This window comes from Mycoplasmopsis cricetuli ATCC 35279, from assembly GCF_000526955.1.
GTDB lineage: Bacteria > Bacillota_I > Bacilli_A > Mycoplasmatales > Metamycoplasmataceae > Mycoplasmopsis > Mycoplasmopsis cricetuli.
Map to the genome: position 1 here is coordinate 1 of NZ_JAHB01000016.1, position 14,133 is coordinate 14,133.

11 protein-coding genes are annotated in these 14,133 nt (G+C 22.4%); 10 read left to right on the plus strand and 1 reads right to left on the minus strand.

All coding sequences use genetic code 4. From position 1 onward, the window contains the following. Window positions 1-1,862 precede the first annotated feature (1,862 nt). The 10 genes from U744_RS0103445 (at window position 1,863) to U744_RS0103500 (ending at window position 13,463) form a co-directional block, all read left to right on the plus strand. Window positions 1,863-2,531 carry a hypothetical protein gene (locus U744_RS0103445; protein ID WP_025755672.1) on the plus strand — a complete coding sequence of 223 codons (669 nt, stop codon included), beginning with the start codon at window positions 1,863-1,865 and terminating at the stop codon, window positions 2,529-2,531. 36 nt (window positions 2,532-2,567) lie between these two features. Continuing rightward, a complete protein-coding gene (locus U744_RS0103450; protein ID WP_025755673.1) occupies window positions 2,568-4,322 on the plus strand; it encodes a sodium:solute symporter family transporter in 1,755 nt (584 codons plus the stop codon). Window positions 4,323-5,104: 782 nt separating this feature from the next. Continuing rightward, window positions 5,105-5,797 (plus strand): N-acetylmannosamine-6-phosphate 2-epimerase, encoded by a 693-nt coding sequence (locus U744_RS0103455; protein WP_025755674.1) that lies wholly within the window; start codon window positions 5,105-5,107, stop codon window positions 5,795-5,797. Then, entirely contained in the window at window positions 5,798-6,676 is an 879-nt protein-coding gene (locus U744_RS0103460; protein ID WP_025755675.1) for an N-acetylneuraminate lyase, read from the plus strand. Between the two features lie 44 nt (window positions 6,677-6,720). Beyond that, window positions 6,721-7,179: a YhcH/YjgK/YiaL family protein gene (locus U744_RS0103465; RefSeq protein ID WP_025755676.1), complete on the plus strand. Its 459-nt coding sequence runs from the start codon at window positions 6,721-6,723 to the stop codon at window positions 7,177-7,179. Window positions 7,180-7,205: 26 nt separating this feature from the next. Beyond that, window positions 7,206-8,888 (plus strand): sodium:solute symporter family transporter, encoded by a 1,683-nt coding sequence (locus U744_RS04600; protein WP_025755677.1) that lies wholly within the window; start codon window positions 7,206-7,208, stop codon window positions 8,886-8,888. A gap of 168 nt (window positions 8,889-9,056) precedes the next feature. Next, on the plus strand, window positions 9,057-9,527 hold the full coding sequence (locus tag U744_RS0103475; RefSeq protein WP_025755678.1) for a sialidase family protein: 471 nt from the start codon (window positions 9,057-9,059) through the stop codon (window positions 9,525-9,527). Window positions 9,528-9,670: 143 nt separating this feature from the next. Continuing rightward, on the plus strand, window positions 9,671-10,867 hold the full coding sequence (locus U744_RS0103480; RefSeq protein WP_025755679.1) for a sialidase family protein: 1,197 nt from the start codon (window positions 9,671-9,673) through the stop codon (window positions 10,865-10,867). A 610-nt stretch (window positions 10,868-11,477) separates the two neighbouring features. Beyond that, window positions 11,478-12,329, plus strand: coding sequence for an ROK family protein (locus U744_RS0103490; RefSeq protein ID WP_025755680.1), 852 nt, complete (start codon window positions 11,478-11,480; stop codon window positions 12,327-12,329). Between the two features lie 216 nt (window positions 12,330-12,545). Continuing rightward, the gene (locus U744_RS0103500) at window positions 12,546-13,463 is read left to right on the plus strand and encodes a hypothetical protein (RefSeq protein WP_025755681.1); all 918 of its coding nucleotides are present in this window, start codon (window positions 12,546-12,548) and stop codon (window positions 13,461-13,463) included. Window positions 13,464-13,781: 318 nt separating this feature from the next. Here U744_RS0103500 and U744_RS04700 read toward each other — a convergent pair. After that, the coding region (locus U744_RS04700; protein ID WP_036432038.1) for a hypothetical protein at window positions 13,782-14,133 on the minus strand (352 nt) is incomplete at its 5' end.

Genomic DNA, 14,133 nt, shown 5'->3' on the forward strand with positions numbered 1-14,133 from the left:
TGATTTGGTGTTTTATTTTGTTTATTTTGTTGTGAACAAGCAGAAGAAATAGCTATCATAGGAGCCACACTAATAAGTAAAGGCAATAAAATCATTAATTTTTTACGTTTCATTTTAATCCTTTTTTAAAATTTTTAATTAAGTTTAAACTTATAATAACTATATTATATATATATATATATATATATGAAATTAAAGTATTTGTCAAATAAATTTCAAATTAAAAATAACATAGAGTCTAAAAAAATATTTTTAAACTTAAAAATTATAAATTTGTTTAAAATCAACTAATTTTTTATAAACTAAAAAGCAAAAAACTTAAAGTTGTAACTCTGAATTTTTCTATAAAACAATTTATTATAGTGTTTAAATTTTAGGGGGAGATGTAATTGTTTGATTTTTTGACACAGCTCTAAGAACTAGTTTTTTTTTTTTTTTTTTTAATTTAAATATTGTCATTAAATAATTACTTGAAATCAACTTTGCAAAAAGTAAATTTAAAGAGTTAGAACTGTTCAAAAAAGTTTAATTAAATAACAAAGCACCACTAATAAATTTTAATAAAAATTTTGACATTGGATCAAGAACTGGGTAATTATTTCACATTATATTAAGAAAAAAATAATTAAAAAATTTACAACTTATGGCATTAATTCTTTTAAAAATTTAATTAAAATGAATATGGAAAACAAAGGAAATTTTTTTTCTTGTTTAAATTTTTAAACTCATTTTTTAAATTTTTTTATTTTTATTTTTTTTCAAAAATAGACATAACATTAAAGTTATGAACTTTAAAATTAGGTAAAAAAACTTGTTAAGAAGATGCTTTTTTGAAGGGTTAAAAAATACACCAAAAAAGCAAGTTTGAGAAAATGTTATTAACACTATTATTAATAATTTTTTGTTTTCTTATAATATATTTTATATATTATAAAATTATAAATTCTTAAAGTTTTCTTAACACTGTTCTTACCAATCTTCTTAACTTTAGGGGTCTGTTCTTAACACTATTAAGAAGAGTTAAGAACTTTTCATTATTATGTATATAATAATGTTTTAGGAAAAAATATACTGTTTTTAACAGTTGTCTTATTTTGCTTTTCCTGCTTTAAAGCTGCGCGCACGCGAGAGGCATAAAAAAGGCAAAGTTAAGAATATTATTTTAATTTGTCTTAACTGATTATTAACATGAGAAAAACAAAGATTGACTTTGAACTGAAAAAAGTCCTATTTTTTATTTTAAAAAATTTTTTGTTGTATAGTTTTTATGAAGTTTTTGTTTTTCCAAATTAAAACAACACTTTAGTTTAAGTACTAACAAAAGTTAATTTTAAAAAATAGTTATAAATTTTTTTATAAAACAATTTTTTATTTAAATATCTAGCTTACAAAAAATAAAAAAATTTCTCATAAATTAAAGCACCAAAATTTTTATAAAAATCTATCTTTGCAATTAAATTAGATTTATTTTTTTTAAATTTTATGGAATTAATGTGAAAACTTATATATTTAATTTTTTAAAAAAATAAAACAAATATAAAATTTTAATTGAATTACAAAGATTAAAATTATGGATATTAATGTTTCAATATTAATTTTTCAAATTCAATCTAAATGTATTATCTAAATTTATTTTTAAAAATTAATAATGCAGTAATTCAAAATAGAGTATAAGAATTAGACACAATTAATTTGGCATTAATAAACTTTATCAAAGCTAATTTAAAGCATTATTAAATTCATACCAAATATGGTAGAAGAATTGCAATTAATGTTTATAAACAAAATTGAATTCAAATTTTTGATTTAGTTAATAATCTTATATCTAATATAAAATTTTCAAAATACTTTAAAGGAGTAATATGAAAATAAAAAAAATTTTTAAATTTTTAACACTAACTGCTACAATGTCAGTTGTACCAATTGCATCTGTTTCTTGTTTACAAGGAAGTTACAATCTTAAAGCGGAAATAGATGAGAAAAAAGAAGTTATAACTGTTAAAGCAAGTAATTTAAATAAACTTTTCAATGGTGAAAAGGCATATTTACAAGTTCTATGGGAAAATGAAGAAAACATTACTTCTGTTGAAAATGTCTTAAATGAAAAGTTAGATAATTTTGTTAATGTTGCTGGTATTAAAAATACTCAATTAAATAGTATTTTCAAAAAAACAAATGAATCACAAATTTCAACTTATGTACTTGACAATGATGGAATTGATAGAATTATAGCCAATAACATGGATGCTAAAAATCTATATGAAACAAAAAAATATATGAATTTCTTTTTCAAATCAGGGGATAAAACTAAGAGCTTAATTGAGCTTTTTGAAAATTCTGATAATGGTTCATTGATAAAAAATGGTGAAATTGAATTCAAGATTCCATATAGCAAATTTAAAGATCATGTCAACAAAGATAGTCAATTGTCAATAATGTATAGAATTATTAGATTTGGTGATGATCAAAGTAAAGAAACTGAATTAGTTACTGGAACTAGTTTTGTTCAGTTTAAAGGTATTAAAAAATAAAATTAATTGGCAAAATTAATTTTAGGAGATTAAAAAATGAAAATACATGAAAAAATAAATTTACACACACTTGACTATGTAGTCATTGCTTTATATTTATTTGTTGTTTTGGCGATGGGATTTTTATTTTGAGCCAAAGATAAATATGGTAAGAAAAAAATAACTAAAGATAAAGCTAAACATTTCTTTACAGGAGGTGGTCGAAATTCAACTTTTGTTGTTGGAATGTCGCTTTTTGCAACTATTTCATCCTCACTGTTCTTTTTAAATAACCCTGGACAGGTTGTTATATCAAGATGAATGTGAATGGGGGCTCAATTTGCAATTTTGGCAATTATTCCTCTTGTTAGCATTTACATTGTACCTTTTTATCGAAGAATGAAAGAATCTACAGCATATTCATATTTAGAAAATAGATTTCATTATTCTTTAAGAGCATTAAGTTCAATTTCATTTATTATATTTCAAATTTTTAGAGTAGCAGTTGTACTATATGTGCCAACTTTAGGATTATCATTAATTATTGATATCAATCCAATTGTTATTTTAATTTTTATAGGATTAACAATTACTATTACCTCTGCTTTTGGAGGGTTTAAAGCTGTTATTTGAACTGATACAATGCAAGGAATTGTTATGCTATTTGGAACAGTTTTGATCCTTATTTTAGCAATTTTTAGTATTGATTGAGGATCATCAACTTTTGTTTCACATCAAATTTTTGATAAAGCTTCTGTTAAACCTGATTTAATTAATGCAGGATTTTTCTTGATTTTTGTTTATAACTTGATTAATGCAGCCTATGCATACATGGGTTCTCAAGATGTAACTCAAAGATATAAAGGAACTAATTCATTAAAACAAATTAAAAAAACCTTGTGAACAGCATTTGGAATTTCTCTATTCTCTGCATTTTTATTTTTTGGTGTTGCATCACTAATTTATATGTTCTTTAGTTCTAAGGGATACTATTTAGATGGTGCAGCAAATAGTATTCAAGCTATTGCTGGTAAAGGTGCAAAAGGTGCACAATACTTTTCATACTTTATCGCTTCATCATTACCTATAGGAATTGTTGGTTTATTAATAGCAAGTGTTTTTGCTGCTGGACAATCAACAGTTTCTTCAGGTCTATCTTCATTATCTAATTCTATTATTGTTGACTTTGTTATTAGATTTAAAAAATTAAATGATAAAACAACAACTATTTTATCAAAAGCATTTGTTGGTATTTTTGGAATTCTAGGAACAGCATTTGGAATAGTATTAATTGTTACTAATCAAGATGGTTTATTTAACTATTTTGCAGGAATTATAGCTGTACTTAATGCTCCAACCATTGCAATCTTTTTATTAGGAATATTTACTAAGAGAACTAATTGAATTGGTGCTTTAACTGGCTTTACGCTAGCAAGTATTCTTGGAGTTTTCTTGTGAATATTTTCTCAGAAATTTATACCTGATGACTTAAGAATCAAAATTCATAGCGCTATTACTACAATGATTAATTTTGGTGTAGCGATAGTTTTTGGATATGTAGTTTCAATTATTGTTGATAAGTTTAAAATTTCATATGTTAAACACAATCTTACAAATAAAACTTTCTGAACAAGAACTGAAGAATTCAAAAAAATTAATGACATTGAAAGTGAATATGAAGAGGTTTTAGCTAAGTCAACTAAAAAAGGATTTAAACAATGAGATCTACTTGAAAGACTAGAAAAAGAGAAAAATGATTTAGAAAAAATTGTTGATTCACAAACCTTTTATAGCACTTCTTCAACAGTTTAAAAAAACAATTAAATTAAATTAACCTAAGATATAATTCTTATGTTTTTTTTTTTTTTTTTTAGAAAAATAAAGCAAAAATAATTTAAAAATATATTTTAAAATAAATTATTAAAACCAATTTATTTTAAATTTAATAGAATAATTTTTTAACTATATTTTTTTAAAAATAAATTTTTATTTAAAAAACTACAATAGAAAAAAACAATTTAAAACATTAAAATTATTTATTTTGACATTACTAAGACCAAAACTAAATATAAAATAATAACTAAAAATTTTAATTTTAAAGATATTTAAAAAGTTTTAGTCTTAAAACTAAAAAATAGTTTTTAAGCTATTGTTTGATTTTAAAAAAACTTGTTAAGATAATTGTTTTTAAGTAATTAAAAAATATGCCAAAAACAGGTTTGAAAAAATGTTATTAACACTATTATTAATAAGTTTTTATTTTGTTATAATGCATAGAATATACTATAAAAAATAGTAAATTTTAAAAGTTTTCTCAACACTTTTAATACCAATATTTCTAATTTTAAGATTTTGTTATTAATAGTGTTAAGAAGAGTTAAGAACTTTTTTATCATTATCTAAATAATAAATTTTTCAGTTAAAATATTTTTAACATTTGTCTTATTTTCTTTCTTGCTTTAAAGAAAAAACTTTATTTTTTTATTTTAAAATTTTTTATTTCATAATTTTTATGGAATTTATGTGAAAATTAGGCATTAATTTTTTAAAATTAAAATTAAAAATTAGAAAAAGGATAAAATATTACTTGAATTATGAGTATTAAAAATGGATTATTTATTGTTTCAGTACAAGCATTAAAAGGTGAACCAATGTATGGTGGAAGTTCACTTTTAAAAATGGCCAATGCAGTAATTCAAGGCGGAGCACAAGGATTAAGGACAAGTCAAATTAAAAACATCAATGATTTTATTAAGGCTGATTTTAAGGTTCCAATTATTGGAATTATTAAAAAAGACTATAAAAATAGTGATGTTTTTATTACAGCTACTTTAGTTGAATTAAAAAAATTAATCGCTACTGGTGTTGATATTATTGCAATGGATGCAACTTTAAGAAAGCGCCCTAAAGAGTCTTTAGAAGAAATGGTAAATTATTTTCAAAAATACAAAAAACCGCATCAGAAACTTATGGCTGATTGTTCTAATGAAGAAGATGTTTCTAATGCTATTAAATTAGGTTTTGAAATTATTGGCACTACTTTAAGAGGCTATACTGAACAAACAAAAAAAATGAGTAATTATGAAAAGAATTATGCTTTTCTAAAATATTGTCAGAAACTTTGTGTTCAAAATAACAGATATTTGATTGCGGAAGGTGGTTTTGATACTCCAAAAAGAGCACAAATAGCTTTAAAATATGCTAATGCAGTTGTGGTTGGATCAGCTATTACTCGTCCAAAGTATATTACTCATTTATTTAAAGAAAAAATAGAAAATGGAGCATAAATGAAAAAATTTGAAGGATTATTTCCCGCTTTAGTTACACCATTTGATGAAAATGGTAAACTTAGTGAAAAAGGATTGAGAGAGTTAGTTGATTACTTAATTGAAGTGCAAAAAGTTGATGGTTTTTATTTAACAGGATCAACAGGTGAATTTTTACTTTTATCTTTTGAAGAGAAAAAACGCATTTTAGAAATTGTTGCAGATCAAACTAAAAATCGTGTAACTTTAATTGCTCAAATTGGAGATTTAAAACTAGAAGAAGTAATTGAGTATGGTTTATATGCTAAAAAACTTGGTTATGATGCTGTAAGTGCAATTACCCCTTATTACTATAGTTTTAATTTTGAAGAGATTAAAGAATACTATAAATTAATTACTGAACATGTTGATTTACCTATGTTTATTTATTATTTACCTCAATTAGCTAATGCAAAAATTGGATTAAATGAATTTGGTGAATTATTAAAAATTAAAAATGTTGCTGGTGCTAAATATGGTTCAACAGACATTTATCTTTATGAACGTTTAGTAAGTAAATATCCTGACAAGTTCTTTTTCTTTTCTTGAGATGAAGCACTTGGAGCATCTTTAACTTTAGGAGCAAAAGGTTGAATTGGTTCTACTTATAATGTTAATGCTTTAGGGGCAAGAAAAATTATTAATGCTTTTCAAAAAGGAGACTTTAAGTCATTACAATCACATACACATTCTTACAATGACTACATTCAAAAATTGATTAGTACAGGTGGAGTGATGAAAGGTCTTAAAGCCATTTTAAGGTTAGAAGGTGTTGATGTTGGGGATACAAGAGTTCCATTTGCAAAATCTAACACAAAAACAGAACAAGTTGGTAAAGAAATTTTAAATTTAATTAAATAGTTATATTTGTAAATTTAAAAATTCTTTATTAAAAAGGAGAAAAAATGATCATTGACAAATTGATTAATTTAAAACGTTATGAACATATTAACGGCAATTTAAAAACTCTAATCAATTGACTTGAAAAACAAGATTTTAATAATTTACCTAGTGGTAAAATTGAAATTGATGAAGATAAAGTTTTTGGTTTTCATATCAATGCAGATTCTTATTCTTATGAAAATGCTATGTATGAATTTCATAAAAAATATTTAGATTTTCATATTAATTTAGATGAAAATGAAAGCTATTATTTTGCATTTCCTGAAGAATTGTCCAATCAAATTTCTGCATATAATGAACATGAAGATGTAGCACTTTATCGCTTAGATACACAACGTAATTTTTTTAAATTGAAATTAGATGAATTTGCAATATTCTTTCCTGAAGAAGCGCACTGCCCTAAATTTCTTAACAAAAAAACCAAATTTAAAAAATTGGTTTTTAAAGTTAAAATAGATTAAATTAAAAACTAAGAAAGAAAAAATCAATGAAAAAAACCGAATTTACAGTTTTAGATTGAGTTGTAATGGTTGTTTATCTTATTGCAGTTTTAATAATTCCTTTGGTTTTTTATCTGCAAGCAAGACGCAATAAAAATTTTGATAGTGCTAAATATCTAGCTGCTAAGGGTGAAAAAGTCCCTTCTGTTGTAGTTGGTCTTTCCATTTGAGCTACTGGGCTTAGTTCACTAACTTTTTTAGCAACCCCTGGACTTGCTTTTAAAACAGGTTGGATGTGAGCGTTTGGACAATTAACAATTCTATTAATTACCCCCTATTTAATAAAAATTATCATTCCTTTTTACCGTCGCATTAAAGGAAGTACTGGATATCAATATCTAGAAAACCGTTTTAATTATTTAATTCGTTTTATTGCTTCAGTTTCTTTTATTTTATTTCATATTTTTAGGATCGCAATTGTTCTTTATATTCCAACTTTAACTTTATCTTTATTTATTGATATAAATATTTATTTATTAATGTTTATAATTGGTCTCGTTGTTGTAATAGGAACCTTTTTAGGTGGATTTAAGGGCATCCTTTGAACTGATGCAATTCAAGGCTTTGTTTTGTTTGCTGGGATTATTTTGATTGTAATTTTTGGATTGGCCTTAACTGATTTTAGTGTTGCCAAAATTCAAAATGTTTTATCAATAAAACAATTTGAAATTAAACTTGCCTCTGGTGGAGTTATTATCATCTTTCTTTCAAGTTATGTTCAAAATATGTTCTCATATACAGCTTCACAAGATATTGTGCAACGTTATAAAGCTGGAAAAACAATTTCAACAGCTTATAAATCAATTTATGTAAATGTTATTTTAGTTGCTATTACTATTTTAGTTTTTTATGCAGCTGGTTCAGTGTTGTATTCATACTATTCAAGTTTGGGTTATAATGTTGATGATCCTAAGATTATCGATTCAATTGTAGGTAGACCAAATTCCCCAAATAACACATTAGTTTCTTATTTTATTGTAACTTCACTACCAATGGGAATCTCAGGTTTAATTGTTGCTGCGGTCTTTGCTGCTAGTCAATCAACAATATCTTCTTCACTTAATTCTTTAGTTACAACTTTGATTACTGATGTTTTAGAAAAAAAATGAAAAATCAAAGATAAATTTAAGTTAGTACTTTCAAAAATTTTTATTTGTATATTTGGTGTGCTTGGTGTTTTGGTTGCTATAACTATTCATGTTTCAGGAATTAATAATTTAATTAGTTATTTTATTTCAATTGTGGGATTGCTAGGTGGTCCATTAGCAGGAGCTTTCTTCTTAGGATTGTTTACCAAAAAAACAAATGCTACAGGAGTTATGATAGGAATTTTTATTTCTTTTGCAATTACCTTACCAATTTGAGTGTTAGCAACTTTTAAATTTATTGTTTTTGCAGGCGAATATATTGCTTTAGTTAGTTTTGCGATTTTTATGATTGTTACTTATCCTGCTTCTCTTTTATTTAAACCTAAAAAAGAAACTAATTTAATGAATTTAACTATTTGAACTAAAACTAAGGAATTTGTTCAATTAGAAAAATTAGAAAAAGAAGTAGCAAAATTAGAACGAAAAGCTAAAAAAAACAAAGAAATCAGTGTTCAACTTGAGCAAAAAATGCAACAAATAGCTCAATTAGATAAAATTGTTTTTGAGCAAACTAATATGTAATTTTTAAATTTATCCAAAAGAATTTTTTTCTTTTGGATTTTCAGATTAACTTTTATTAAAAACTAAAATAAATTAAAATTAATAATTTTCATTTATTTTTTAATTTTTAAAGTTATAACCTATTAAATCTAAATTAAAAATATTTAAATTAAAAGAAAGAGAATAAAAATGAAACGCAAAAAATTATTGCTTTTATCAACATTATCACTTGGAATTGCTCCTGTTGCAACTATTGCTGCAGGATGCACTTCAAAACCACAAGAAGATCCTATACCTGATTGATACAAGAAATGTTGCACTGTTGATACTAAAGAAAGAATGGAAACTGAGAAAAAATTAAAAAAAATTCAGGAAAAATATGTTTCTGCACCAGTAAAAAATGAATTAGTTAATGCTAAAAAAATTAATTCTGTTTTATTATGATCACATAAAGAAAATGATTCAAATTCTTATCGTATTCCAAATATAATAAAAACTAAAAATTCTATTGTAACCACTATTGATAAAAGATGGCTAAACAATTCTGATGGAGATAATTGAATTGATATAAATCATAAAGTTTCTTTTGATCAAGGAAAAACATTTGGAAAAGCTCTTAATACTTTAAAAATTCAAACACCTAAAGAAAAAAAGGTTTAGCAATTGATTCACAATTAACATCTTTTTTAGATAACAATAACAAAGAGAAAATTTTATTAGTAACTAATTTAGTTCCACTTGGAATTTTAATTCATGAGTTAGGTCGAGAAAATCTTTATCAAAAAATTGACAATCAAATGCTTATGAAAATTTATAATAGAATTACATTTACAAAAGAAAAAGCATATTTTTTGAAACCTGTAGAAAACCATGAAGGTTGAATGCAAATGTTTAGTATTAAAGATGAATATTCTAATATTCCTGTAAATAACATAAATAGTTTTAATCAACTTCAGGCTACAGAACAATTCATAGATCTAAGATTAGGTGAAGAAAACACTTTAACTGGTCAAATTTTTGAAAAAATTAAATCTTTTGATGATTTAAACAATCCTGAAAAATTAGCTTCTTCTGCTACAGAACATAGTATTTTTGATCAATATTTTGTAAGCAATCCAGTAAAAAGAAAACCTAAATCTCATAAAAAAATATCATATAACAACAAAAAATTAAGATGATTTATAAAGCAAGCAGCAACAATTAGCATGGAAAGTGAAGATGGAGGATTAAGTTGAAAAAATCTAAAATTCTTAAATAGTTATATTGATAAAAATGAAAATAATGAGGATTTGTCTAGTTTTAAATTTAAAGGTAATGCTGTTGGGAGTGGAATTTCATTAAAATATCAAAAAAATCCAAAATTAAATAACCGTATTTTATTGCCTTTCTATGCTTTTTTAAACTATAAAACACATGCTCCATTTTTACTTGTGAGTGATGATTTTGGAAAAAGCTGAACAAGAAAAAAAGTTGATATTAAAGAACAAATTTCTGAATCGACATTATTAGAAACACAAGAAGGAGTTCTTTATTGATTTTTTAGAAATGTCGATGATAATGGAAACGTTATATCCAAATCTTTAGATGGCGGAGAAACTTGACAAGCAGTTCATAAAACCGATCAAGGTCAAAATTATTCTAGTTTAAAAAATAACTCTCATGCTAATGTTTTTTCAGGATTGGAATTATTCCGTTATCAAGATAAAAATTATTTCATTTTTGCTGCGCCAAGAACTAAGGCCGGAAAAAGAACAAATGGGGCTTTATTTTTAACTGATGAAACATTTGAAAAAGTTGTAGAAATTTTTAATTTTGATACTAAAGATCCAGAAAATAAAAATCATTTTGGATATTCTAAAGTTTTATCAGTAAAAGTTGAAAATAATAAAGCAACTGTTTTGGTTGCTTATGAAACTGAAAATAAATATGATGATTTACCAGAAGTTCAAACAGAAATTTTACTTGATGAAATTGAATTAGAGTTTTTAAAATCTAAATAATAAATATATGAGATAATAAATAAGAATGTTTTTGTTTAAATCAGAAGAATTACTTAAATTTATCAAAATATTAAAAAAGTACTTTTGCAAAAATAAAAAATACTAAAATCTTTAATTTTTATTATTTTGATAACAAATATTTAAATTACTTTTGCATCTTGTTTAAAAAACATTATAGTTTTAAATTAGTAGATTAAAAATGATAATGTAACTAAATTTAATGTACAAGTCAAAAATATTCAAAATTATGATGTTAAAAAATTAATGCTTTAATTATTTGAAAAAAGTTTCATTTTTAATCTTTTTTCAGAATGTGATGAATTAATTAGTAAATTTAAAAAATGGCAAATATTTTGATAAATCAAAAGATTTACCAAAATTTGTTGAATTTTAAAAATAATTAATGATATTTTAAATGAAGATAATAAAAAATTCATTAAATACTTTTTAGAGTGACTAAATTTAATCATCATAATAAAAAAAGAAACTAAATTAATTGTAGGAATTACAATAGGAAAAATTTAAGAATAAATTTTTAGAAATTTAAATTGTAAAATATAAAAAAATTTATTTTTTGAAATTAAATTAAAAGTTTTAAAAGTGAGTAAATATGCAAATTATTAGTTTTGATATTGGTGGTACCACAGTTAAATATGGTTTTGTAAATGAAAATTATCAATTTGAATTTTTAGGTAATTTTTTAACAAACAAAAAAACCCTTTTTGAAGATCTAATTTCTGTTTTAGATAAGTATCAAACAAAATTTGATGCAATTGCTATTAGCACTACTGGAGTTGTTAGTTCGAAATTAAAAAAAATTGTACATACAAATTCAGATTATGAAGAATTAATGTCTTTAGATTTTAATAAATTAGAAAATTTATATAATAAAAAATTGGTTTTAATTAATGATGCTAATGCAGCAGCTTTAGCTGAATTAATTCATGCAAAAGAAATAATTAAAAATTATGCAGTAATTACTTTTGGAACTGGAGTTGGAGCTGGGGTTGTTCTTAATTGTAAACTTTTTGAATCAGAAAATGGCTTAGGTGGAGAATTGGGTTATTTAGGTTTTCAAAATTCAAATATAAATGAAGTTTTAAGTTTTACAAATTTAAATAAAAAACTCAAAAAAGAATTTTATTGTGATTCACATGATAAAGATGCTTTTGTTTTAAATTACAAAAATAATAAAAAATTTAAGGAAATTATTTTAAATTATTTAAAAAATATTGCACAATTTCTTGCCAATAGTGCGATTTTCTTAAATTTAGATTTAATAAAATATGGTGGTGGTTTAGCGCATTTAGACAAACAATTTAGAGAAATTTTAGAAAATGAATTTTATCAAATATTATCAAAAACACCATTTAAAACAAAAATAGCATCAGCAAAATATAAAAATAATTCAGGAATTTTAGGTGCTGCTTATTTAATTTTTAATGATTCAATTTATGATTAAAATTTTATAAAACTAAAAAACCAAAATTTAAAATTTTGGTTTTTTTATTTTTTTCTTTTAAAATAAACATTGTTAAAAAATGAAAAAATATAAAAACTAAAATAAATATATAAATTAAACAAACACAAAATCTCAAATTAATTCAAAAATTTCTTTGATTATATATATATATATATATATAATTTTAAAAGTAAAAAAAATTGAGGTTATTGTAAAATGAAAAAGAAAAAAAGATACAAAATCTTCCTAATATCATTAGGTTTAACTACTTTAATTACAAGTATAGTTGTTGTTTCAATTTTATTAACTAATAATAAAAAAAAGTTTCCAATTCAAAAACCTAAAAAAGAAATAAATAAAACTAAAAAAACAAAAATTGAAGAAAAAACTCCTGATTTACAAAACACAAAAAAAGAATCACTAAATTTTAAAAATGAATCAAAAAATTCTTCAGCAGCAAATAATAAATTAAATTCTAATTCAATAAAAAATAATGTTGAATCTTCAAAAATAAATACAACAAAAAAAGAAACAGAAAAAATAAATAATACTACTACTACTACTAATAATAATAATATAAAATCAATTTCAAAACAAGCATATGAAAAAATTTTATATTTTTTAAATACAAGTAAAAATAAAATAAAAAATGTTGAATTTAATAATTTTGACTATATTTTTACAGTATCTAAAATTGTTAATTTTTATTTATTAATTACTTCTGAAACTGAAAAAGATTTTTATCTTTATTTAGGAAGAACATTAAAAACTAATAATTTTGTTAAGGATAAAATTATTATTAATTCTGTTAATACTTTACTCAAAAAATTTGTAAAAACTGATGCTGATGTTAAAAAAATAAATCGTTTTTTTATTCAATATTTTGATTTAAACTTTAAAAAAGTAAAAAAAGTAGATACAAATTTAAACAATTATCAAAAAGAAATTTTAGATAAAGATTTTCCTGAAATGTCAAAAAAATTAAAAAAATTTCAAGATGAAAAAAATGCAAAAGATTATATTAAAACTTTATCAAATATTTTAGAAATCTTGCAAAAAATAGAAAAGCATAAAAATTTGTTTAATAAACTTAGTGATAATTATCTTGCAATATCTTTTGATAAAAAAATATAAATATTTTTAAATTAAAATTTAAATTAAAAAAAGTATTAAAAATTTATAATTTAAATATTTTTTTAGAAAAAAATTTATATATTAACATTATTTTTAAATGTTTTTACTGTAAATATTTATAGTATTTATTTTTTAAATTTAGTTTATATTTTCATTATTAAATTTAAATTATTTATAATATTTTTAGTCATTAATAGTTATTTTTACTATCAAAACCAAAATATTTATTTTTTAAAATTATTTGTTTTACTTTTTTATAACATCATCATGTGTGCTGATACTTTTATTCATAAGTTATCTTCCTATAAATTTTAAAATTTAGATTAATTTTTCTAACTTTTCATATAGAATGTCAGTTTTAATTATTATTTTTTTTAATATTTTCTCTGAACTAATTTGTTTAAAACTAAAAAAATATTCAGGAATTATAAATAAATAATGAGGATTTGAATACATTCTTTTATCAATGATAAAAATAGCATTTTTAAAATAAGAACTAATTTTAATTGAATAAAATTTACTTCTTGAAAATTCATTTGATCTTATTCATTTCTTTTTTCAATAAATTTCTTCTTGAATTGATTTGTAAAAATTCTTTTTAAAATCATCAGTTTTTAATTTCAAACTTAAATCTTTATGCAAAATAATTTGTTTTGTAAACTCATTTTCA